18 protein-coding genes and 1 tRNA gene are annotated in these 22020 nt (G+C 71.2%); 10 read left to right on the top strand and 9 right to left on the bottom strand.

Annotated features, from left to right (window positions below; all coding sequences use genetic code 11):
* Window positions 1-2 precede the first annotated feature (2 nt).
* Window positions 3-3671, bottom strand: coding sequence for a methionine synthase (gene metH, locus BLR90_RS04290; RefSeq protein WP_091023267.1), 3669 nt, complete (start codon window positions 3669-3671; stop codon window positions 3-5).
* 241 nt (window positions 3672-3912) lie between these two features.
* Between metH and BLR90_RS04285 the strand changes: the two genes are divergently transcribed.
* Window positions 3913-4785 carry a PAC2 family protein gene (locus BLR90_RS04285; protein ID WP_091022778.1) on the top strand — a complete coding sequence of 291 codons (873 nt, stop codon included), beginning with the start codon at window positions 3913-3915 and terminating at the stop codon, window positions 4783-4785.
* A gap of 100 nt (window positions 4786-4885) precedes the next feature.
* Here the strand turns inward: BLR90_RS04285 and mshC are convergent, their stop codons facing one another.
* Genes mshC through BLR90_RS04265 form a run of 4 tightly spaced genes read right to left on the bottom strand, consistent with a single transcriptional unit; the run spans window position 4886 to window position 8244 of the window.
* Complete coding sequence (gene mshC / locus BLR90_RS04280; RefSeq protein ID WP_091022776.1) at window positions 4886-6121, bottom strand: cysteine--1-D-myo-inosityl 2-amino-2-deoxy-alpha-D-glucopyranoside ligase; 1236 nt, start codon at window positions 6119-6121, stop codon at window positions 4886-4888.
* A 23-nt stretch (window positions 6122-6144) separates the two neighbouring features.
* Window positions 6145-6930: an SCO1664 family protein gene (locus BLR90_RS04275; RefSeq protein WP_091022774.1), complete on the bottom strand. Its 786-nt coding sequence runs from the start codon at window positions 6928-6930 to the stop codon at window positions 6145-6147.
* A complete protein-coding gene (locus tag BLR90_RS04270) occupies window positions 6927-7514 on the bottom strand; it encodes a DUF3090 domain-containing protein (RefSeq protein ID WP_091023265.1) in 588 nt (195 codons plus the stop codon). Before BLR90_RS04270 ends, BLR90_RS04275 begins: the two co-directional genes overlap by 4 nt.
* A gap of 10 nt (window positions 7515-7524) precedes the next feature.
* Window positions 7525-8244: a histidine phosphatase family protein gene (locus BLR90_RS04265; RefSeq protein ID WP_091022772.1), complete on the bottom strand. Its 720-nt coding sequence runs from the start codon at window positions 8242-8244 to the stop codon at window positions 7525-7527.
* Between the two features lie 32 nt (window positions 8245-8276).
* Between BLR90_RS04265 and corA the strand changes: the two genes are divergently transcribed.
* A complete protein-coding gene (corA, locus tag BLR90_RS04260; RefSeq protein ID WP_091022770.1) occupies window positions 8277-9257 on the top strand; it encodes a magnesium/cobalt transporter CorA in 981 nt (326 codons plus the stop codon).
* A gap of 83 nt (window positions 9258-9340) precedes the next feature.
* Here the strand turns inward: corA and BLR90_RS04255 are convergent, their stop codons facing one another.
* Window positions 9341-10165, bottom strand: coding sequence for an undecaprenyl-diphosphate phosphatase (locus BLR90_RS04255; RefSeq protein ID WP_091022768.1), 825 nt, complete (start codon window positions 10163-10165; stop codon window positions 9341-9343).
* Between the two features lie 72 nt (window positions 10166-10237).
* On the opposite strand from BLR90_RS04255, the gene BLR90_RS04250 reads away from it, so the two are divergent.
* Window positions 10238-11188, top strand: coding sequence for an aldo/keto reductase (locus BLR90_RS04250; RefSeq protein ID WP_091022767.1), 951 nt, complete (start codon window positions 10238-10240; stop codon window positions 11186-11188).
* Window positions 11185-11403, top strand: a complete 219-nt coding sequence (locus BLR90_RS04245) for a DUF5703 family protein (RefSeq protein ID WP_245715148.1) — start codon at window positions 11185-11187, stop codon at window positions 11401-11403. Before BLR90_RS04250 ends, BLR90_RS04245 begins: the two co-directional genes overlap by 4 nt.
* A 113-nt stretch (window positions 11404-11516) precedes the next feature.
* Here the strand turns inward: BLR90_RS04245 and BLR90_RS04240 are convergent, their stop codons facing one another.
* Window positions 11517-12851, bottom strand: coding sequence for a M20/M25/M40 family metallo-hydrolase (locus BLR90_RS04240; protein ID WP_091022763.1), 1335 nt, complete (start codon window positions 12849-12851; stop codon window positions 11517-11519).
* Window positions 12852-12929: 78 nt separating this feature from the next.
* On the opposite strand from BLR90_RS04240, the gene BLR90_RS04235 reads away from it, so the two are divergent.
* Window positions 12930-13015, top strand: a tRNA-Leu gene (locus tag BLR90_RS04235).
* 33 nt (window positions 13016-13048) lie between these two features.
* Here BLR90_RS04235 and BLR90_RS04230 read toward each other — a convergent pair.
* Window positions 13049-13753 (bottom strand): winged helix-turn-helix transcriptional regulator, encoded by a 705-nt coding sequence (locus tag BLR90_RS04230; protein WP_091022761.1) that lies wholly within the window; start codon window positions 13751-13753, stop codon window positions 13049-13051.
* Between the two features lie 130 nt (window positions 13754-13883).
* Between BLR90_RS04230 and BLR90_RS04225 the strand changes: the two genes are divergently transcribed.
* The gene (locus BLR90_RS04225; RefSeq protein WP_091022760.1) at window positions 13884-14744 is read left to right on the top strand and encodes a class I SAM-dependent methyltransferase; all 861 of its coding nucleotides are present in this window, start codon (window positions 13884-13886) and stop codon (window positions 14742-14744) included.
* A gap of 19 nt (window positions 14745-14763) precedes the next feature.
* Here the strand turns inward: BLR90_RS04225 and BLR90_RS04220 are convergent, their stop codons facing one another.
* Window positions 14764-15105 carry a hypothetical protein gene (locus BLR90_RS04220; RefSeq protein ID WP_091022758.1) on the bottom strand — a complete coding sequence of 114 codons (342 nt, stop codon included), beginning with the start codon at window positions 15103-15105 and terminating at the stop codon, window positions 14764-14766.
* Here BLR90_RS04220 and BLR90_RS04215 point away from each other — a divergent pair.
* From BLR90_RS04215 to ppdK, 4 genes are all read left to right on the top strand, one after another.
* Window positions 15079-17826 carry a cation-translocating P-type ATPase gene (locus tag BLR90_RS04215; protein ID WP_342706556.1) on the top strand — a complete coding sequence of 916 codons (2748 nt, stop codon included), beginning with the start codon at window positions 15079-15081 and terminating at the stop codon, window positions 17824-17826. The two genes, BLR90_RS04220 and BLR90_RS04215, sit on opposite strands and share 27 nt — an antisense overlap.
* Before the next feature lie 33 nt (window positions 17827-17859).
* Window positions 17860-18279 (top strand): pyridoxamine 5'-phosphate oxidase family protein, encoded by a 420-nt coding sequence (locus BLR90_RS04210; RefSeq protein ID WP_091022754.1) that lies wholly within the window; start codon window positions 17860-17862, stop codon window positions 18277-18279.
* 102 nt (window positions 18280-18381) lie between these two features.
* Window positions 18382-19290, top strand: a complete 909-nt coding sequence (locus tag BLR90_RS04205; protein ID WP_091022752.1) for a universal stress protein — start codon at window positions 18382-18384, stop codon at window positions 19288-19290.
* On the top strand, window positions 19287-22007 hold the full coding sequence (gene ppdK / locus BLR90_RS04200; protein WP_174812344.1) for a pyruvate, phosphate dikinase: 2721 nt from the start codon (window positions 19287-19289) through the stop codon (window positions 22005-22007). Before BLR90_RS04205 ends, ppdK begins: the two co-directional genes overlap by 4 nt.
* Window positions 22008-22020: the final 13 nt, after the last annotated feature.

Here is a 22020-nt window from a genome sequence, read left to right as displayed (position 1 = left end):
CCTCAGTCTTCAGGGTCGTAGCCCAGGTTGGACGAGAGCCAGCGTTCGGCCTGAGCGACCGTCCAGCCCTTGCGCTCGGCGTAGTCGGCCACCTGGTCGCGGCCGAGCCGGCCGACCACGAAGTACTGCGACTGCGGGTGCGAGAAGTACCAGCCCGACACCGCGGCGCCGGGCCACATGGCCATGCCCTCGGTGAGCTCGATGCCGGTGTTGGCCTTGACGTCGAGCAGCTCCCAGAGCGTCACCTTCTCGGTGTGCTCGGGACAGGCGGGGTAGCCGGGGGCGGGACGGATGCCTTCGTACTTCTCCGAGATCAGCGACTCGTTGTCGAGGCTCTCGTCGGGGGCGTGGCCCCAGAATTCCTTGCGCACCCGCTCGTGGAGCCGCTCGGCGAACGCCTCGGCAAGCCGGTCGGCGAGCGACTCGAGCAGGATCGCCGAGTAGTCGTCCTGCTCGGCCTTGAACGCCTGGATGCGGTCGGTGATGCCGAGGCCGGCCGTGACCGCGAACGCGCCGACATGGTCGGGCAGACCGGTCTCCGCGGGCGCCACGAAGTCGCCGAGGGACCGGTTGGGGACCCCGTCGCGATGGTCGCCCTGCTGGCGCAGGTTGTGGAGCCGTGTGAGCACCTCGGAGCGCGAGTCGTCGGTGTAGACCTCGATGTCGTCGCCCGCGGCGTTGGCCGGGAAGAGCCCGAAAACTGCGTTGGCGGTCAGCCACTTCTCGTCGATGACGCGGTCGAGCATCTTCTGGGCGTCGTCGTAGAGCGCTCGTGCGGTCTCCCCCGTCGCCGGGTTGTTGAGGATGTCGGGGAACTTGCCCTTCATCTCCCAGGCGTTGAAGAACGGCTGCCAGTCGATGTAGTCGCGCAGCTCGGCGAGGTCGTAGCCCTCGAGCACCTGGATGCCGGGCTGCTGCGGTGCCGGCGGCTGGTAGCCGTCCCACTCGACAGGCGTCCGGTTGGCGCGCGCCTTCTCCAGGGAGACCATCGGCCGGTCGTGCTTGGTGGCGTGCCGCCGGCGCAGGGCGTCGTAGTCCTCCTTGACGTCGGCCATCAGCTTGGGGCGCTGTGCGTCGCTGAGCAGGGCCGCCAGCGTCGGGACCGAGCGCGAGGCGTCCTTCACCCACACCACCGGGCCGTCGTACTTGCCGTCGACCTTGACCGCGGTGTGGGCGCGCGAGGTGGTGGCGCCACCGATCATCAGCGGGATCGTGAAGTCCTGGCGCTGCATCTCCGCAGCCACGTTGACCATCTCGTCGAGGGACGGCGTGATCAGGCCGGACAGGCCGATCGCGTCGGCGCCGACCTCGCGGGCGGTGTCGAGGATCTTCTGGGCGGGCACCATCACCCCGAGGTCGATGACCTCGAAGTTGTTGCACTGCAGCACGACGCCGACGATGTTCTTGCCGATGTCGTGGACGTCGCCCTTGACGGTCGCCATCACGATCGTGCCGTTGGTGTCCTTGGCGGTGGCGTACTCGGGGTTGTCGAGCTTTTCCTGCTCGATGAACGGGATCAGGTAGGCGACGGCCTTCTTCATCACGCGGGCCGACTTCACGACCTGGGGCAGGAACATCTTGCCGGCCCCGAACAGGTCGCCGACGACGTTCATGCCGTCCATCAGCGGTCCCTCGATGACCTCGATCGGGCGGCCTCCGCGCTCCGCGATCTCGGCGCGCAGCTCCTCGGTGTCGGACTCGGCGTAGGCGTCGATGCCCTTGACCAGGGCGTGCGTGATCCGCTCCCCGACCGGCAGCGAACGCCACTCCTCGAGCGTCTCCTCGACCTTCTCGCCGGCGAGGTTGTGGGCCTCGGCGATCTCCAGCAGCCGCTCGGCGGCGTCGGGACGGCGGTTGAGGATGACGTCCTCGATCCGCTCGCGCAGCTCGGGCTCGACCTGGTCGTAGACCACGAGGGCGCCGGCGTTGACGATGCCCATGTCGAGTCCGGCCTCGATGGCGTGGAAGAGGAAGACCGCGTGGATCGCCTCGCGCACGGGGTTGTTGCCGCGGAAGGAGAACGACACGTTGGAGATGCCGCCGGAGACCTTGGCGCCCGGGAGGTTGTGCTTGATCCAGCGGGTGGCCTCGATGAAGTCCTGGCCGTACGACGCGTGCTCCTCGATGCCGGTGGCGACCGCGAACACGTTGGGGTCGAAGATGATGTCCTCGGGCGGGAAGTCCACCTCGTCGACCAGGATCCGGTAGGCGCGCTCGCAGATCGCCTTGCGGCGCTCGAGGTTGTCGGCCTGGCCGTCCTCGTCGAAGGCCATGACGACCGCAGCGGCGCCGTACTTCTTGCACAGGCGGGCCTGCGCGCGGAAGGCGTCCTCTCCCTCCTTCATGGAGATCGAGTTGACGATCGGCTTGCCCTGGACGCACTTGAGCCCGGCCTCGATCACCTCCCACTTGGAGGAGTCGACCATGACCGGCACCCGGCTGATGTCGGGTTCGGAGGCGACCAGCTTGAGGAAGCGGTCCATCGCGGCGACGCCGTCGATCATGCCCTCGTCCATGTTGACGTCGATGACCTGCGCGCCGTTCTCGACCTGCTGGAGCGCGACGGCCAGGGCGTCGTCGTACTTGCCGTCCTTGATCAGGTTGCGGAACTTCGCCGAGCCGGTGATGTTGGTGCGCTCGCCGACGTTGACGAACAGGCTGTCCTCGGTGACCGTGAACGGCTCGAGGCCCGCGAGCCGCATGGCCGGGGGAACGGCGACCGGCTCGCGGCGCGGCTTGCCCTCGACGGCCTGCGCGATCGCGGCGATGTGGGCGGGCGTGGTACCGCAGCAGCCGCCGACCAGGTTGACGAACCCGCTGGCCGCGAACTCCTCGATGATCGCCGCGGTCTCCTCGGGCGCCTCGTCGTACTCACCGAACGCGTTGGGCAGGCCGGCGTTGGGGTAGCACGACACGAAGCTGTCCGCGAGACGCGCCATCTCGGCGATGTAGGGGCGCATCTCCTTGGCACCAAGGGCGCAGTTGAGGCCCACTGCCAGTGGGCGCGCGTGGCGGATGGAGTCCCAGAACGCCTCGGTGACCTGACCGGAGAGGGTGCGGCCGGAGGCGTCGGTGATCGTCCCGGAGACGATGACCGGCCAGCGGCGGCCGTACTCCTCGAAGAGGGTCTCGACGGCGAAGATCGCAGCCTTGGCGTTGAGCGTATCGAAGATGGTCTCGATGAACAGCAGGTCCGAGCCGCCCTCGAGGAGCCCGCGGCCGGCCTCCATGTAGGCGGCGACCAGCTGGTCGTAGCTCACGTTGCGCGCGGCCGGGTCGTTGACGTCGGGCGAGATCGAGGCCGTGCGCGTGGTCGGGCCGAACGCGCCGGCGACGTAGCGCCGACGGTCGGGGGTGCGCTCGTTCATCGCGTCGACCTCGCGGCGCGCGAGCCGGGCGGACTCGTAGTTGAGCTCGTAGGCGAGCTCCTGCATGCCGTAGTCGCCCAGGGAGATCGCGTTGGCGTTGAACGTGTTGGTCTCGACGATGTCGGCGCCGGCCTCGAGGTACTCGCGATGGATGTCGGCGATGATCTCGGGCTGGGTGAGCGTGAGCAGGTCGTTGTTGCCCTGGAGGTCGGAGGGCCAGTCGGCGAAACGCTCGCCGCGGTAGCCCGCCTCGTCGGGTCGGTCCCGCTGGATCGCCGTACCCATGGCTCCGTCGATCACCATGATCCGCTCCTGCAGGGTCGCAGTCAGGGCATCGGTGGCGTCGGGTCGCAGGTCGGACGATCTGGACACGGGACTCCTCTCAGGGTCGCCCGGTCCGCCGAGAGAGCGGGCCGGTCTTCCAGCGTAGGAAGCACGTCCACGAAGTGGACGGGTTTCCCGAATGGTGACACCGCGCGAATGGCCCCACGAAATCCTTGGCGGCTCCCCGGCGGGCCTGTGTCGCCCCGACTAGGCTTCCCACGTGATCGAGATCGAGGACGCGCCGGAGCTGGTCGATCCGCTGGTCATCGCGGCCTTCGAGGGCTGGAACGACGCCGCCGACGCCGCCTCGGGTGTGGTCGACCACCTGATGAAGGTGTGGAACGCGCGGGTCGTGGGGGCCATCGATCCCGAGGACTTCTACGACTTCCAGGTCAACCGCCCGATCGTCGGCACCGACGAGCACGGCTACCGGCGCCTGACCTGGCCGAGCACCCAGATCGCGATCGCCTCCCCGCCGGACCTGGACCGCGACATCATCCTGATCCGCGGCATCGAGCCGAGCATGCGGTGGCGGCAGTTCTGTGCCGAGCTGCTGGCAGCCGTCGACGAGCTCGGCGGCGAGCTGGTGGTCACCCTCGGCGCGCTCCTCGCCGACACCCCCCACACCCGGCCGATCCCCGTGACCGGCACCGCGACCGAGCCGGAGCTGGTCGACCGGCTCAAGCTGGAGCAGTCGACGTACGAGGGACCGACCGGCATCGTCGGCGTGTTCCAGGACGCCTGCGTGAAGCTCGACGTACCCGCCGTGTCCTACTGGGCCGCGGTCCCCCACTACGTCGCGCAGCCCCCGTGCCCCAAGGCGACGCTGGCGCTGCTGGGCCAGCTCGAGGACCTGCTCGAGGTAAGCATCCCCCTCGGCGACCTGCCCGAGGACGCCCGCGCCTGGGAGCGCGGCGTCGACGAGCTCGCCGAGGAGGACGAGGACATCGCCGACTACGTGCGCAGCCTCGAGGAGACCCGCGACACCGCCGACTTGCCGGAAGCGTCCGGTGAGGCCATCGCCCGGGAGTTCGAGCGCTACCTCAAGCGGCGTGGCGACGAAGAGGGCCAGGGCCAGCAGGGTCCGGCCTGACGGTCGCGGGCCCGCGGGTCTGCGGTTTGGTCACAAACCGCAGGTTCTGGCGCCCCGGAGCTGCGGTTTGTGACCAAACCGCACGTCGGACGCGCAGGCGTCAGAGCGACAGACCGAGGGCGGCGTCGAGGACCCCGAGCATGAGTACGGCGGCGTCGGGGTCACTGGTGTCGGCGAGGCCGTCGGTGCCGAGCGTGGCGGCGACCCAGGCGTCGACGGCGGCGGTGGCGCGCGGTGCGTCGAGATCGTCGGCGAGGGCGGCCAGCACCTCCTCGACCACGGGGGTGGCAGGGGCACCGGCGCCGAGGGAGATCGCCTTGCGCCAGGTGGCGACGGTGTCGACGGCGTCCCAGAGCTCGGCGTCGGTCCACTCCCAGTCGGAGCGGTAGTGGTGGCGCAGCAGCGCCAGCCGGATGCCCATCGGGTCGACGTCGCTGTTGCGCAGCGCGGAGACGAAGACGAGGTTGCCCAGCGACTTCGACATCTTCTCGCCGTCGTAGGCCACCATGCCGGCGTGGGAGTACACCTGCGCGAAGGGGACGGGCGCCGCCACCTGCGCGTGTCCCGCACACATCTCGTGGTGCGGGAAGACCAGGTCGGAGCCGCCGCCCTGGACGTCGAACGCGCCGCCGAGGTAGCGCTGCGCGATCGCCGTGCACTCGACGTGCCAGCCGGGACGCCCGGGACCGAAGGGGCTCTCCCAGCTCGGCTCACCCTCACGCTCGCCGCGCCACAGCACGCAGTCGAGCGGGTCGCGCTTGCCGGGGCGCTCGGGGTCGCCGCCCCGCTCGGCGAAGAGCCGGAGCATCGTGTCGCGGTCGTAGCCGGACACCGCACCGAACGCCGGGTCGGCGCTCACGGAGTAGTAGACGTCGCTCTCGACGCGGTACGTCGCACCGGCGGCCTCGAGACGCTGGATCAGCTCGACGGCCAGCGGGATCGACTCGACGGCGCCGACGTAGTGGTCGGGCGGGATGACGCGCAGCGCGGTCATGTCGTGGCGGAACAGCTCGGTCTCGCGCTCGGCGAGCTCGACCCAGTCGACGTTGACCTTGGTCGCGCGCTCCAGGAGCGGGTCGTCGACGTCGGTGACGTTCTCGACGAACGTCACGTCGTACCCGGCACTGCGCCAGGCCCGGTTGAGCAGGTCGAAGGCGACGTACGTCGCGGCGTGGCCCAGGTGGGTCGCGTCGTACGGCGTGATCCCGCAGACGTAGAGGCGGGCGGCGCCCTCGGGCGAGGTCGTGACCGTGGCACCCGTTGACGTGTCGTGGAGCGCTACGGGCGGCCCCACGACGGGCAGGCTCGGGATCTCTGGGACACTCCAGGCTCGCATGTCCGCAGCCTAACCACCGCTCCTCAGAAGGGCGGCCACGGGATCGCGGGCCAGTCGCCGCTCGAGCGCGGCAGCCGCCCTGCGTCGAGCAGCCGGCGGCAGCGCACGTCGAGCGCGTCGATCTCCAGGTCGGTGAGGTGCTCGGCCAGCAACGCCCCGAGACCGCCCGCCAGCGCGGCTCGGATCCGGCGTACGACGTCCGCCTCGTCGTCTCGCAACGGCTCGCCCTGCCAGCCCCACAGCACGGTCCGGAGCTTGTGCTCGTGGTGGAACGCGATCCCGTGGTCCACGCCGTACCGGTGCCCGTCGGGCATCGCCAGCACGTGGCCGCCCTTGCGGTCGGCGTTGTTGACGACCACGTCGAACACAGCCATGCGGCGCAAGGCGGCGGTGTCCTCGTGGATCAGCGAGACCGCGACGTCGCGGCCGTCGAGACCGTCGAAGACGTGGCGCCACCCTGCGGGTACCTCGCCCTCCTCGACCAGCGTGACCGCCTCCTGCTCCTCGTCGGGCTCCTGCCACAGCTGGCACATGCCGGGCCCGTGCGGCCCGTCCCGCAGCCAGGTGTGTGGCACGACGTCCCAGCCGGTGACCTGGGAGACGAGGTACGCCGCGACCTCACGGCCGGCCAGGTGGCCGTCGGGGAAGTCCCACAGGGGCCGCTCCCCCGCGATCGGCTTGTAGACGACCGTGACCTCGCCGATCTCGCCGAGGAACGTGGCGTTGGAGGCGGGCATGATCCGCCCGTGCAGCACCAGGTCACCGTCCAGCACGGGTGCAGCCTCGGGCTGGGGGTCGGGCTGGCTCATGGGCCGATCGGGTCCCGGCGACGGAAGCCGTTGGCGCGCACGCAGAGGTGGCCGTCGGGGTCGATCGGGTTGCCACAGAACGGGCAGCTCGGGCGCCCCGCGTCGAGCACCTGCGCGGCTCGCTTCACGAAGGCCCGCGCGTGGCCGGCGTCGATCCGGACCAGGAAGACCTCCTCCGGCTCGGGCTCCTCGAAGTCCTGGTCGACCTGGTCTGGGGTGACGACCGCGGCCTCGGTGAAGGGGAACACCTCGATCACGATCCGCTGGTCGTCGGGGTCCCAGGAGAGGGTCATCGTGCCCGCCCGGAACTCCTCCTCGATCGGCTGCTCGAGCGGGTTCGCGTCCTCGAGCCCGAGCGGCGCCACGGCCGGGATCACGCCCGAGGCGGTCTCGCTGGACATGACCTCGTCGAGGAGCTCGTCGACCCGCTCGGCGAGGGCGGCGACCTGCTGCTTCTCCAGGGACACGCTGACGACCCGGACCCCGGACCGGGCCTGCAGGAAGAACGTGCGCGACCCCGGGGGCCCGACGGTGCCCGCGACGAAGCGCTCGGGCGGGTCGAAACCGTGGGTGATCGGAGGCATGTCGCCCACCCTATGACCGAGCCGAAGGCCCGGCGCCGCCACCGACGGGGGCGTCCTCGACGCTCTTGCGGCGGCGGGCCCGCTTGGCCGGTGGCGCCGCCAGCCAGGAGAGGTCACCGGCGTGGGTGTTGGAGGCCAGCACGTAGGGACGGGTGCCCGTGTAGCGCACGATCGACACCGACGCCGGGTCGACGAACAGCCGCTGGAACAGGTCGAGGTGCATGCCCAGCGCATCCGCCAGGACCGACTTGATGATGTCGCCGTGGCTCACCGCCACCCAGACCGCGCCGGGACCGTGCTCCGCCTCGAGTGCGGCGTCGTGGCGCCGTACGGCCTCCACCGAGCGGGCCTGCATGGCCTGGAGCGACTCGCCACCGGGGAACGCGGCGGCCGAGGGCTGCGTCTGCACGACGCCCCACAGCTTCTCCTTGGCCAGGTCCTTGAGCAGGCGTCCCTGCCACTCGCCGTAGTCGCACTCAGTGATGCCACGCTCGGTCACCGTCCTCGGGGCGGCCGGGTGCGCGGACGTGATGATCTTCGCGGTCTGGCGGCAGCGCTCGAGCGGGCTGGTCACGACCGCGGCCAGCGGCACGGCGGCGAGCCGCTCCGCCGTACGCCGTGCCTGGTCGGTGCCGGTGTCGTCGAGCCTCACGCCCGGCGTACGCCCGGCGAGGGTGCCGCTCGCGTTGGCGCTCGTGCGGCCGTGTCGCACGAGGATCACAGTTGCCATGTCGGGGACTGTAGTGGGGCTACCGTGAGCCCGTGATCGTCGACAGCGCCGTCTACCGCAACGGCGAGAGGGTCGCCGTCGACTGCCGGCCCCAGGACTACGCGACCCTGCGCGCGCAGGCCAAGGCGCCCGGCGACTTCGTGTGGGTCGGGCTGCACCAACCCGGCCAGGCGGAGCTGGAGCGGGTGGCCGAGGCCTTCGGGCTGCACCACCTGGCGGTCGAGGACGCCGTGAAGGCCCACCAGCGCCCGAAGCTCGAACGGTACGACGACAACATCTTCCTGATCCTCAAGACGCTCTGGTACGTCGAGGCGGAGGACGCGGTCGAGACCGGCGAGATCAGCATGTTCGTCGGCAGCGACTTCGTGATCACCGTCCGGCACGGGGAGGGCGGGGCGCTGCACTCCGCCCGCAAGTACCTCGAGCAGCGGTCCAAGGTCCTGACCCACGGTCCGTCGGCCGTCGTCTACGCCGTCTGTGACTCCGTCGTGGACGCCTACTCCGAGGTGGTCGCCGAGCTTGAGGCGGACGTGGACGAGGTCGAGGAGTCCGTCTTCTCCCCCGCCCGCACCAACGACTCGGTGCGGATCTACACGCTCAAGCGCGAGATCGCGGAGGTACGCCGCGCCGTACACCCCCTGCGCGACCCGATGCGACGCTTCGCCTCCGGCCTCGTGCCCGGGATCGACGAGGCGGCGGCGCCGTTCTTCCGCGACGTGGCCGACCACCTCACCCGTGCCTCCGAGATCGTCGACAGCCTCGACGGGTTGCTGTCGACCGCCTTCGACGCCCACCTGGCGCGGATCTCGGTGCAGCAGAACGACGACATGCGCAAGATCTCCGCCGGAGTCGGCCTGGTGGCGGCGCCGACCCTGATCGCGGGCGTCTACGGCATGAACTTCGACCACATGCCCGAGCTGCACTGGATGCTCGGCTACCCGTTCGCGTTGCTGCTGATGGTGATGACCTCGGCGGCGCTGTGGGTGTTCTTCAAGAAGTCCGGCTGGCTGTGAACGCGCGGTTTGGTCACAAACCGCAGCTCTGGCGGCCGTTTTCCTGCGGTTTGTGACCAAACCGCAGGTCCCCGGAGCCGCGCCTAGGCGTTGAGGACGCCGGTGGCGACCAGGATGAGCGTGGCGGCGCCGAGGGCGACGCGGTAGAGCACGAACGGCGTGTAGGAGCGGGTGCTGACGTAGCGCAGCAGCCAGGCGATGGCGGCGTACCCGACCGCGAACGACACCACGGTCGCCACGATGGTGGGGCCCCAGCCGTAGTCGTTGTCGCCGCCCGAGATCTCGGGGAGCTCGAAGAGCCCGGCGCCGACGACCGCGGGGATCGCGAGGAGGAAGGCGTAGCGGGTGGCGGCCTCGCGGTCGTAGCCGAGGAAGCGGCCCATCGACAGGGTCGCGCCGGAGCGGGAGACGCCCGGGATCAGGGCCATGGCCTGCGCCGCCCCCATGAGTACGGCGTCGCGCAGCGAGATCTCCTTGATCTTCTTGTCCGTGCGGCCCACGCGGTCGGCGATGCCGAGGACGATGCCGAGCACGATCAGCGTCGTACCGATGATCCACAGGTTGCGGAAGTCGCGCTCGATGACGTCCTTCAGCAGGATCCCGAGCACCACGATCGGCAGCGAGCCGATGATGATGAACCACCCCATGCGGGCGTCGAGGTGACCGCGGTACTCCGGGCGGAACAGCGACTTCACCCAGGCAGACCCGATCCGCCAGATGTCCTCACGGAAATAGATGAGGACGGCGAGCTCGGTGCCGATCTGGATCACCGCGGTGAACGCGGCGCCCGGGTCACCCCACCCGAAGAGCTCGGGGAAGATCCGTAGGTGAGCGCTGCTGGAGATCGGCAGGAACTCCGTCAGGCCCTGGAGGAGGCCGAGCACGACGGCCTGGAGGTAGTCCCACACGAGCAGGAAGCCTAGGGCGTGCCGGGCGAGCCGCCACGCCGCCCCCAGGGTGTGCCCACTAGTTTTGTCGCCATGCAACAGCGGTCACTGGGCCACACCGGCCTCAAGGTCTCGCGCCTCGGCCTGGGCACCATGACGTGGGGCCGCGACACCGACGAGCACGAGGCCCGCGACCAGCTGATCGCGTTCGCGGAGGCCGGGGGCACCCTGGTCGACACCGCGGCGGGCTACACCGACGGCGACTCAGAGTCCCTGATCGGCACCCTGATCGGCGATGTCGTTGCCCGCGACGAGATCGTCCTCGCCACCAAGGCCGGCATCTCCCGGCGCTCCGGCGAGCGGGTCACCAACACGTCCCGGGGCAACCTGCTGACCGCGCTCGACGCCTCGCTCAAGCGGCTCGGCGTGGACCACGTCGACCTGTGGCAGGTCCACATCTGGTCCGACGAGACGCCGCTCGAGGAGACCCTGACGGCTCTCGACCACGCGGTCGCGTCGGGGCGGACGTCGTACGTCGGGATCTCCAACTACACCGGGTGGCAGACCGCGCAGGCCGCCACCTGGCAGCGCGCGGTGCCCGGACGGGCGACGCTGGCGTCGACCCAGGTGGAGTACTCCCTGCTCAACCGCGGCGTGGAGCGCGAGGTCCTCCCGGCCGCCCACGCTCTTGGTCTCGGGGTCCTCCCCTGGTCGCCGCTGGGCCGCGGCGTCCTCACCGGCAAGTACCGCACCGGCACGCCGTCCGACTCCCGCGGCGCGTCTCCCGTCTTCTCCGGCTTCGTGGGCGCCTACCTCGACGACCGCAGCGGCCGCATCGTCGAGGCGGTCGCACGGGCCGCCGAGGGCCTCGGCTGGACCCCGCTCGAGGTCTCGCTGGTCTGGGTCCGCGACCGCCCGGGCGTGACCTCGCCCATCGTCGGCGCCCGCACCGCCGCTCAGCTCCGTGGAGCGCTCGACCTCGAGGACAAGGAGCTCCCGACCGAGATCATCGCCGCCCTCGACGACGTGTCGGAGCCGGCGTGAGCCGGCACGACCGTCGTGCCCCGGGGCGTGGGGTGGAGTGGGAGTTCGACCGGGTGACGTTCCCTCGAGAGTTCCCCCGCAACGTCGTGACCAGGCTGCTCGTCGAGCGCGCCGAGCACGGCGGCTGGGAGCTCGACCGGGTGCGCATGACCGCCGACGGCACCCGTCGCGTGATCCTGCGGCGCAAGATCATCCGCGCCGTCCGCACCGCTTGAACTATGTCCGGCTCTGCGGTTTGGTCACAAACCGCAGAAATATCGGCCCCCGGGGCTGCGGTTTGTGACCAAACCGCAGTTCCCCCGGCCCGCAGTGAGGGGCAGAGCCGGCCTCAGGCCTCGCCAAGGAACCTGTCGAACACGCGCGCCCCGAACTCCAGGGCGTCGACCGGCACCCGCTCGTCGACCCCGTGGAACAGCGCGGTGAAGTCGAGCTCCGCCGGGAGCCGCAGCGGCGCGAAGCCGTAGGACCGCATCCCGAGCTTGGTGAAGTGCTTGGCGTCGGTGCCGCCGCTCATCGTGTACGGCGCCACGACGGCGCCGGGGTCCTCCGCGAGCAGCGAGCGGGTCATGGTGTCGACCAGCGCGCCGTCGTACGGCATCTCCCAGGGCGGCTGCTTCGACACGTAGTCGACCGTGACGTTCTCGCCGCACAGCTCGGCCAGGGTCGCGAAGAACTCGTCCTCGTAGCCCGGCAGGAACCGCCCATCCACGTGCGCGGTGGCCTCCGTCGGGATCACGTTGACCTTGTAGCCGGCCCCGAGCATGGTCGGGTTGGTGGTGTTGCGGATGACGGCGCCGAGCATCCGGGCCGCGCTCCCGAACTCCTCGATCAGGCTCTCCGCGTTGTCCGGCGTGGCCTCGGTGCCGACCAGCTCGGCGACGGCCGCGAGCAGGGTCTGCATGGTCGGGGTGAGCCGCACCGGCCACTGGTGGGCGCCGATCCGCGCGACGGCGGCCGCGAGCTCGGTGACCGCGTTGTCGGAGTTGATCATGGAGCCGTGGCCGGCCCGGCCGCGGGCGGTGAGCCGCATCCAGGCCATGCCCTTCTCGGCCGCCTCGATCAGGTAGAGCCGGCGCCCCCGGATGGTCGTGCTGAAGCCGCCGACTTCGCCGACCGCCTCGGTGCAGCCCTCGAACTCCTCGGCGTGCTGCTGGACCAGCTGCTCCGCACCGTGGTGGCCGCCGGCCTCCTCGTCGGCGGTGAACGCCAGGACGACGGGTCGCTCGGGCACGGCGCCGGCCCGGGCGCGGGCGCGCACGACGGAGAGCAGCATCGCGTCGAAGTCCTTCATGTCGACCGCCCCGCGGCCCCAGACGTAGCCGTCCTGGACCTCCCCGGAGAAGGGGTGGACCTGCCAGTCCTCCGCCGCCGCCGGTACGACGTCCAGGTGCGCGTGGAGCAGCAGGGCGCCGCGGTCGGGGACGCTCCCGTCGGCGGGTCCGCCCCAGTGCGCGACCAGCGACGTCCGGCCCGGTGTCGACTCGTAGAGCCGCGACTCGATGCCCACCTCGTCGAGCAGCGTGGCGACGTACTCCGCCGCCTTCCGCTCCCCCGGACCCTCCTGGTCGCCGTAGTTGGTGGTGTCGATCCGGATCAGCTCGCGGCACAGGTCGACGACCTCGCTCGCGGGGTCGTAGGACACGGCGTCCGTCTCGGTGCTCATGCCACCATCAAAGCACCCGGCCGGGCCCTCCCCGATGCGAGCCGGAGCCCCTCTCTTTGCTACTGTTCCACCGCACTCGTCCGGGTGGCGGAATTGGTAGACGCGCTAGCTTGAGGTGCTAGTGCCCGTATTAGGGCGTAGGGGTTCAAGTCCCCTCTCGGACACTGAGAAGGCTCCGGCTCCACGGGGCCTTTTCTTCATTTCGGCTCAGGCCGGCCGGCGGCGAGCCGGTCCCGCACGGCGGGCGCGAACGGGCTCCAGGCGAACCAGTGCGGCAGAGCGCGGGTGAGGCTCGAGGGCCCGGCGACGGCGATCGTGCCGCTGGCGAGAGCGTCGCGGTAGGTCGTGATCCCCGAGAAGACCCGCATCAGCTCCACCGGCTCGGTGGAGACCACCACGTCGACCTCGAAGCCCGGCGGGTCGGTGCAGACGGAGGTCTCTCGCCGCTCCATCACCATCCAGATCCGAGTGGGGTCGTCGCCGCCGTAGTCGAACTCGACCACCGTGCGGTGCTCCGGTACGGCGTCGAGCACGATCCGGCGCGACATCCACCAGGTGAGCGTCACCGGGTCGACCTCCCGCGGCTCCGGCTCGCTGAACATCCACTTCACGGCCCACTCGCCGACCGCCATGATCACACCCTCGAGGTCGCGGCCGGCCGGTGTCAGTTGGTACTCGTGGCCACGCCCGTGCGACAGCTCGACCCGGGTCACGACCCCCTTGCGCTCGAGGTGGTCCAGGCGCTGCTTGAGCAACGACCGGGAGATCCCCGGCAGCCCGCGGTCGATCTCGTTGAACCGCCGACCGCCCAGGACCAGCTCACGCACGATCAGCGGCGTCCACCGCTCGGCGATCACCGAGCTCGCCAGCGCGACCGGGCAGTACTGGGCGTAGTCCTTCATCTCCCGAGTGTGGTCCCGCCCGACGTGGGAGTCCAGAAACTGTCCCACCCAGGTCCAGTTCTCGCCCTAGGCGACGACCGGTCTCGCGACGAGCATCGAAGGAGTCCGTCCACCTCCCCGAGGAGCCACCATGACCACCACCTTCGACCCCTCCGCCTTCAAGTCCACGACCCGCGCCCAGTGGGAGTCCGCGGCCCCCGCCTGGCACGAGTGGGGACCTGTCATCGAGGACTGGCTCGGGGCGGCGACCGAGCAGATGCTGGACGATGCCCACCTCGGCGCCGGGTCGCGGGTCCTCGACGTCGCCGCCGGCGCCGGCGGCCAGACCCTCGCTGCGGCCCGTCGCGTCGGCCCGACCGGTCGGGTCCTCGCCACCGACATCTCCCCCGCTATCCTGGAGTACGCCGCCGCCGAGGCAGCCCGGGCCGGGCTGGCCAACGTCGAGACCGTCGAGGCCGACGGGGAGGACCTGTCCGCCGTTGCCGACGGCAGCCAGGACTCCGCCATCTCCCGGGTGGGCCTCATCTACTTCCCGGACCAGCACCGTGCCCTGACCGAGATCTGCCGCACGCTCCGCCCCGGCGGCCGGCTCTCCGCGGTCGTCTACAGCACGCCGGACCGCAACGGCTTCTTCGCGGTCCCGGTCGGCATCATCCGCCGGGTCGCCGGCCTGCCGGCACCCGCTCCCGGGCTGCCGGGCCCCTTCAGCCTGGGTGCGCCGGGGGTCGCCGAGAGAGCGTACGAAGCCGCCGGCCTCGTCGACGTCACCGTGACCACCGTCCCGTCACCCATCCGGCTGCCCAACGCCGCGCAGTGCGTGCGCTTCGAGCGCGAGTCCTTCGGCGCCCTCCACCAGATGCTCTCCGGTGTCACCGACGCGGAGCGGTCGGCGGCCTGGCGCGAGATCGAGGAGGCGCTGACCCAGTTCGAGGGGGCCGACGGCTTCGTCGGACCCTGCGAGATGCTCGTCGTGTCCGGAACCCGCCCCTGAGGCCGACGGCGCGCGCGCCTCACGGGCGGTACGACAGGCAGGCGTGCAGGAGATCCGTCTCGGGCACGCTGACCAGCACCTCGTCGTACCTCTCACCGCGCAGCGACACCTTCAGCGCGGGTACCCCGCGCCGCAGCGAGACCAGCTGCCGGTGGCCGCGGGAGTACCAGGTGCCGAGCTTGCGCACCCGGGGCAGGTCGAGGCCGACCCGGAGGCCGCGGACCTCTCTCCAGGAACCCACCAGGTCCACGGACTCCACCGACGACAGGGGCACCACGAGGTCGCGCACCAGGCCGAGTACGTGCTCCGCGGGGCTGAACCGCACGAGCAGGTGATGTCCGTCGATCTCCATCCACGCCATGGGGCCAGTCAAGCCCTGCACACCATCCAGCAACAGGGACCTTGGACCCGGCACTGCTCGACCTTCGCCTCAGGAGGCAGGCACCCCACCGGGACGAGACTGGGAGGCGAGCAGGCGGGAGCCGCGATGGCGTCGGGGTTGACGAGCACGCAGGTGGACCAGTCGCGGGACCGGTACGGCGCCAACGTGATGCCGGAGCCGCCGCGCCCGCACCCGCTGCGGATGCTCGCTGCCCAGCTCACCCACCTCCTCGCCGTACTGCTGTGGGTGGCGGCGGCGCTGGCGCTGGTCGCCGGGATGCCGGCGATCAGCGTGGCGATCGTCGTGATCATCCTGCTCAACGGTGGCTTCGCCTTCTGGCAGGAGTTCCGCGCCGACCGCTCGGCGCAGCAGCTGCGTGCCCTCCTCCCGGTCCGCGCCCGGGTCGTGCGCGACGGCCGCCTGACGACGGTCGAGGTCGCGGACCTGGTGGTCGGCGACCACGTCCTGCTCGAGGCGGGCGACCGGGTCGGCGCCGACATGACCGTGGTCGCGAGCAGCGGGCTGAGCCTGGACGAGTCGATGCTGACCGGCGAGAGCGCCGCGGTGCGGCACGGCCCGGACGAGCAGGTCATGTCCGGCACCTTCGTCCTCGAGGGCGACGGCGCCGCGACCGTGTCGGCCGTCGGGTCCGGCACGGCCCTCGCCGCGATCGCGCACCTCTCCGAGACCGCCATCCGTCCGCCGAGCCCGCTGACCGTCCAGCTGAACGCCGTCGTCCGGGTCGTGGCCTTCGTCGCCGCGGGCACCGGCGTGGCCCTGGGGGTGGGTTCCGTCCTGCTGGGGCTCGGCCTCACCGAGGCGTTCCTGTTCGGCGTGGGCGTCACCGTGGCTCTGGTGCCCGAGGGTCTGCTGCCGACGGTCACCCTCTCCCTGGCCCGCGGCGCGCAGCTGATGGCGGCCCGGCACGCGCTGGTCCGGCGCCTCGACGCCGTTGAGACCCTGGGCGCCACGACCTACATCTGCACGGACAAGACCGGCACCCTGACCCAGAACCGCATGAACGTCGTCGCCGTCGACACCCCGGCCGGCCGGGTGACGGTCAGCGGCAGCGGCTACGAGCCCGAAGGCACGTTGGACGGCACGCCGGACGCCGTACGCGCCGTCCCTGCCGCGGCCGCCGCGGCGCTCTCGTGCGTGACGGGGCGGACGGTCCGCCACGAGACAGGCTGGGTGGCGGAGGGCGATCCGATGGAGGCGGCCATCCACGCGCTCGCCCTCAGGGCCGGCGTCGTGGACCCAGCCGACGGCGAGCGCCTGCCCTACTCCCCCGACCGGATGCTCAGCTCGCACCTCGTCGACGGCCGGGTCAGCGTGCTCGGGGCGCCGGAGGCCGTGCTGGCGCGGTGCCTGGCCACACCCGCCGACCTGGGCCGGCGCCTCGACGACCTGACCGGCCAGGGCTTCCGCGTAGTCGCCGTCGCCGGCCGCGACTGGGACGGCCCCCTCGACCCGGCGATGGAGCACGACCTGGCGTTCCTGGGCCTCCTGGCCCTGCAGGACCCGCCCCGCCCCGACGTCCACGCGGCGGTCACCAGCTGCCGACGGGCCGGCATCCGCGTCGCGATGATCACCGGTGACCACCCCCGCACCGGACAGGCGATCGCCGAGCAGGTGGGGCTGCTCGACCCGGAGGGCGTCGTCCTGGACGGGTCGGCACTGCCGGAGGACGACGCCGAGCTCGCCGAGGCGCTCGACCACCCGGGAGGTGCGGTGGTGGCCCGGGCGACCCCCGCGGCGAAGTTCCGGATCGCGCGGGTCCTGCGTGAGCGTGGGCACGTGGTGGCCATGACCGGTGACGGGGTCAACGACGCCCCGGCGCTGCGCGAGGCCGACGTCGGGGTGGCGATGGGAGCCTCGGGCAGCGACGTGGCCCGTGAGGCCGCTGACCTGGTGCTGCTCGACGACCATTTCGCGACCATCGTCGCGGCCGTGCAGCTGGGGCGCGCGACCTTCATGAACGTACGACGGTCGCTCACCTTCCACCTGACCGACAACGTCGCCGAGCTCGCGCCGTTCGCGCTGTGGGCGCTCACCGGAGGGAGCTTCCCGCTCGCGATCGGCGTCCTTCAGGTCCTGGCTCTCGACATCGGCACCGACATGCTGCCCGCGCTCGCCCTCGGCAGCGAGCCGGCCCGCGAGGGGATCATGAAGGGGACCCGTCGCCGGAGCCTGGTCGACCGTGGGGTGCTGGTGCGGGCGTTCCTCGTCCTGGGGGTCACCGAGGCGATGCTGTCGCTGGGCGCCTTCGCCGTGATCCTCGTCCGCGGAGGTTGGGCATGGGGTGAGACGCCGCCGGCCGGTCTGCTGGCCCTGGCCTCCGGCACGGCGTTCGCGACCATCGCCTGCTGCCAGATCGCCAACTCGTTCGCGTGCCGCAGCACCAGCCGCCCGGTGTGGCGCCTGGCACTGGCCTCCAACCGGCTGCTCCTGGGCGCGGTGGCCGCGGAGGCGCTGCTCCTGGCGGTGTTCGTCGGGTTCCCGCCCGTGGCCGACGTCCTCGGCGGCGCGTGGCCCTCGACGCTCGGCTGGGCCATGGCCCTGGGGGCCGGCGCGGTGCTGGTGGGCGTCGACGGTCTGGTGAAGCTGTCACGCCGCCTCCAGACCGGACACGAGCAGCGGGACCAAGGTCCCGTCCCGAGCGGCCCCCGGGCCCCTGGCCCCGCCTCCCGGGTGGGGTGACCATGGGCACACCCGACGACAAGGAGCGCCACCATGGACAGCACTCGAGGCGGCGGACGACTCGCTGAGCTGAGGCCCTACGACTGCTGGGCCCTGCTCGCCGGAGTCCAGGTGGGGCGGGTCGCCTGGTGCCGCCCCGAAGGCCCCAGCGTCGTCCCGGTCAACCTGGCGCTGGTCAGCGGGGCACTGTGGTTCCGCACCACCCTCGGATCCGCGCTCGTGCGTGAGTGTCGCGGCCAACGGGTGGCCATCGAGGTCGACCAGGTGGACATCCCGACGAGGTCGGGCTGGAGCGTCGTCGTGCACGGCGTGGCCCAGGTGATCGAGGACGACGACGTCCCGGAGTCGCTGCACGTGCTCGAGGTGTGGCCCGCAGGCGACCGGACGGCGTACGTCAAGGTCGAGCCGGTCGACGTCAGCGGTCGCCGCCTCCAGGGGGCGCCGACCGGCTGAGGGACCAACTCCCTGCCTCCGCGGGGACCAACGACACTGACCGCCCGGAGCCCCCGACAGCAGTCTGGAGACAAGCGGAGATCCCACAACTGAGGAGATCTGATGGAATCCATGCACGTACCTCCAGGAGCCGTCGTCGTGGGGGTCGACGGGTCGCCGTCGTCGGACCAGGCCCTCACCTGGGCGGCCGAGGAAGCCTTCCGGGAAGCCCGGGCGCTGGTCGTCGCACACGCGGCGCCACCACCGTCGCCCACGTCGAGCGCCTGGCTGATGTCGGTCGGCGTCAACCACCACCAGGTCGTTCAGCAGCTGCGTGACGAGTCCCGCGCCCTGCTGGACCGCGCCCAGGAGAAGGCGGTCGCCGCGCACCCCGGCCTCGAGGTACACCAGGCGATCCGCCTCACCGACCCCCGCGACGCGCTCCTGGAGCTGGCGCGCGAGGCCCACCTCGTCGTCGTGGGATCGCGTGGCCTCGGTCCGGTCCGCAGCCTGCTCCTCGGCTCGGTCAGCCTGGCGCTGGCCAAGCACTCCCCCGCGCCGGTCGTGGTGACCCGCCACCTCGACGAGACCCGGACCCCGGGTGGAGTCCTGGTCGCCGTCTCCAACGACGGCACCGACCGCCGCGCCCTGGAGATCGCGTTCGAGATCGCCGACGCCCGCGAGATGCCGCTCACCGCGCTGCACTGCTTCTGGGACATGGCCAAGATCTCGCAGGGTGCGGTCGACGTGCCCGACGACGAGCCCGGCCTCGACGACGAACGAGCCCGGCTGCGCGACGCCGTACGGCATCTCGAGGAGAGGTATCCCGACGTCCCCGTCCACCTCCAGCTGACCCGCGGGTTCGTCGACGCCCGGCTGCTCCGGGCCTCCGAGCACGCTGACCTCCTCGTCCTCGGACACCAACCCAAACCGCTGCTCAACGAGTTCGTCTACGGCTCGGTGGCACCCGAGGTCGTCGAGCACGCGAAGTGCTCGGTCGTGGTGGTCACGCAGCCCGAAGTCATGTCATGACGACCGTCCAGGGGCGGCCGCACACCGAGAGCAAGGACAAGGAACCCACTGTGAGCACCTACGTCTACGCGTTTTCCCAGGGCAACAAGGACCTCAAGGACCTACTCGGGGGCAAGGGCGCGAACCTGGCCGAGATGACCAACCTGGGGCTCCCGGTCCCTCCCGGCTTCACAATCACGACAGAGGCGTGTCGGGCCTACCTGGCCGAGGGTGACGAGCCGGTCGAGATGGCCTCGGAGATCGACGCACACCTGGCCGAGCTCGAGCGGGTGATGGGACGGCGCCTCGGTGACGCCGAGGACCCGCTGCTCGTGTCGGTGCGCTCCGGCGCGAAGTTCTCGATGCCCGGGATGATGGAGACCGTCCTCAACATCGGGCTCAACGACACCTCGGTGCTCGGCCTGGCCAAGCAGAGCGGCGACGAGCGGTTCGCCTACGACTCCTACCGCCGGCTGCTCCAGATGTTCGGCTCGACCGTGCTCGGGCTCGAGCACGACATCTTCTCCGACGCGCTCGACGCGCTGAAGGAGCGCCGCGGGACGACCGACGACCTCGGTCTCGTGCCGAACGACCTGCGTGAGCTCGTGACGACGTTCCAGGGCCTGATCCGTGAGCACACCGGACGCGACTTCCCGCAGGACCCCACCGAGCAGCTGCGCCTCTCCGTCCTCGCCGTGTTCCAGTCGTGGAACACCGACCGGGCCTCGGTCTACCGCCGTCAGGAGGGCATCCCGGAGGACCTCGGTACGGCGGTCAACGTCCAGGTCATGGTCTTCGGCAACCAGGGCATGACGTCGGGCTCCGGTGTCTGCTTCACCCGTGACCCCGGGACCGGACGCCAGGGCGTCTACGGCGACTACCTCCAGAACGCCCAGGGCGAGGACGTCGTCGCCGGCATCCGCAACACGATCTCGCTGGCCGACCTCGCCGACCTCGACCGGACGTCGTACGACGAGCTGCTGGGCAACATGCGGTCGTTGGAGCGCCACTACCGCGACCTGTGCGACATCGAGTTCACCATCGAGCGCGGCAAGCTCTGGATGCTCCAGACCCGCGTGGGCAAACGGACCGCTGAGGCCGCCTTCCGGATCGCCAGCAGCATGCTCGACGAGGGGCTCATCGACGCCGACGAGGCGCTCGGCCGGGTCAACGGGGCCCAGCTGGCCCAGCTGCTGTTCCCCAGCTTCGACCCCGAGGCCGAGCGGCAGCTGATCGCCACGGGCATGAACGCCTCCCCCGGTGCTGCTGTGGGGCGCGTGGTCTTCGACTCCGCGACCGCCGTGGAGTGGGCCGAGCGCGGCGAGTCCGTGATCCTGGTGCGCAAGGAGACCAACCCCGACGACCTGCGTGGCATGGTCGCCGCCACCGGCATTCTCACCAGCCGCGGCGGGAAGACCTCGCACGCCGCCGTCGTCGCCCGCGGCATGGGCCGCACCTGCGTCTGCGGTGCCGAGGCGATCCTGGTCGACACCGCAGCCCGGAGCATGACGGTCCGCGACGGCGTCACGGTCGCCGAGGGTGACGTGATCTCTCTCGACGGTACGACGGGTCAGGTGTTCCTGGGCGCGGTGCCCGTGGCGGCCTCCCAGGTGGTCCGCCACCTCGAGGGCGAGGAGACGGACAACGACCTCGTGCCCGCGGTCGCGCGGCTGCTCGAGCACGCCGACGCCGTACGGCGCCTGGCGGTCCGGGCCAACGCCGACACCCCCGACGACGCGGCTCGCGCCCGTCAGTTCGGCGCCCAGGGCATCGGCCTGTGCCGCACCGAGCACATGTTCCTCGGCGACCGGCGGATCCTCGTCGAGCACCTCATCCTGGCCGAGGACGAGGCCGGCCGTGAGGCGGCGCTCGCCGAGCTCTTCCCGCTGCAGCGGCAGGACTTCGTCGAGATCCTGCGCGCCATGGACGGGCTGCCGGTGACCATCCGGCTGATCGACCCGCCGCTCCACGAGTTCCTCCCCGACCTCACCGACCTCTCCGTGGAGGTCGCCCTCGAGGACGAGCGCGGGCCCGAGGTCGAGCGCCACCACCGGCTGCTCGAGGCCGTGCGCCGGCTGCACGAGCAGAACCCGATGATGGGGCTGCGTGGCGTCCGGCTCGGGATCGCGATCCCCGGGCTGTTCCAGATGCAGGCCCGCGCGATCATCGAGGCCGCGGCGGACCTGATCGAGGAGGGCGGCAACCCGTGCCCCGAGATCATGGTCCCGCTGGTCGCCAGCGACCGGGAGCTCAGCTGGGTGCGCGAGGCGCTCGTCGACGTCGCCTCTGACGTGCAGAAGGAGCGCGGGGTCGCCGTACCCCACAAGATCGGCACGATGATCGAGCTCCCCCGCGCCGCGGTGACCGCGGACCGGATCGCGGAGTCGGCGGAGTTCTTCTCCTTCGGCACCAACGACCTGACCCAGATGACCTGGGGGTTCTCACGCGACGACGTCGAGGCGGAGTTCTTCCCGACGTACCTGGAGGACCGGATCTTCCCCGCCTCGCCGTTCGAGACGATCGACGTCGAGGGCGTCGGCGCCCTGATGCGTACGGCGGTCAGGCTCGGCCGCGAGGCCCGGCCCGACATCCACCTCGGGGTGTGTGGCGAGCACGGCGGTGACCCGGCGTCGATCCACTTCTTCGACGAGCTCGGCCTCGACTACGTCTCCTGCTCGCCGTTCCGGGTGCCGGTGGCGCGGCTGGAGGCGGGGCGCTCGACGCTCGAGCACCGCTGACCGTGGCGTAGGG

The sequence above is a fragment of the Nocardioides szechwanensis genome (assembly GCF_900103935.1).
Classification (GTDB): Bacteria; Actinomycetota; Actinomycetes; order Propionibacteriales; family Nocardioidaceae; genus Nocardioides; species Nocardioides szechwanensis.
The sequence above is the reverse complement of the archived record's forward strand: the minus strand, read 5'-3'. Positions and strand labels throughout refer to the sequence as shown.

What these genes read in the sequence shown, in the direction of transcription:
- metH (WP_091023267.1), bottom strand. Translation starts at nt 3,671, where the DNA reads ATGGTGATCGACGGAGCCATGGGTACGGCGATCCAGCGGGACCGACCC.
- mshC (WP_091022776.1), bottom strand. Translation starts at nt 6,121, where the DNA reads ATGCGAGCCTGGAGTGTCCCAGAGATCCCGAGCCTGCCCGTCGTGGGG.
- BLR90_RS04275 (WP_091022774.1), bottom strand. Translation starts at nt 6,930, where the DNA reads ATGAGCCAGCCCGACCCCCAGCCCGAGGCTGCACCCGTGCTGGACGGT.
- BLR90_RS04270 (WP_091023265.1), bottom strand. Translation starts at nt 7,514, where the DNA reads ATGCCTCCGATCACCCACGGTTTCGACCCGCCCGAGCGCTTCGTCGCG.
- BLR90_RS04265 (WP_091022772.1), bottom strand. Translation starts at nt 8,244, where the DNA reads ATGGCAACTGTGATCCTCGTGCGACACGGCCGCACGAGCGCCAACGCG.
- BLR90_RS04250 (WP_091022767.1), top strand. Translation starts at nt 10,238, where the DNA reads ATGCAACAGCGGTCACTGGGCCACACCGGCCTCAAGGTCTCGCGCCTC.
- BLR90_RS04240 (WP_091022763.1), bottom strand. Translation starts at nt 12,851, where the DNA reads ATGAGCACCGAGACGGACGCCGTGTCCTACGACCCCGCGAGCGAGGTC.
- BLR90_RS04230 (WP_091022761.1), bottom strand. Translation starts at nt 13,753, where the DNA reads ATGAAGGACTACGCCCAGTACTGCCCGGTCGCGCTGGCGAGCTCGGTG.
- BLR90_RS04225 (WP_091022760.1), top strand. Translation starts at nt 13,884, where the DNA reads ATGACCACCACCTTCGACCCCTCCGCCTTCAAGTCCACGACCCGCGCC.
- BLR90_RS04215 (WP_342706556.1), top strand. Translation starts at nt 15,079, where the DNA reads ATGTCCGTCGATCTCCATCCACGCCATGGGGCCAGTCAAGCCCTGCAC.
- BLR90_RS04220 (WP_091022758.1), bottom strand. Translation starts at nt 15,105, where the DNA reads ATGGCGTGGATGGAGATCGACGGACATCACCTGCTCGTGCGGTTCAGC.
- BLR90_RS04210 (WP_091022754.1), top strand. Translation starts at nt 17,860, where the DNA reads ATGGACAGCACTCGAGGCGGCGGACGACTCGCTGAGCTGAGGCCCTAC.
- BLR90_RS04205 (WP_091022752.1), top strand. Translation starts at nt 18,382, where the DNA reads ATGGAATCCATGCACGTACCTCCAGGAGCCGTCGTCGTGGGGGTCGAC.
- ppdK (WP_174812344.1), top strand. Translation starts at nt 19,287, where the DNA reads ATGACGACCGTCCAGGGGCGGCCGCACACCGAGAGCAAGGACAAGGAA.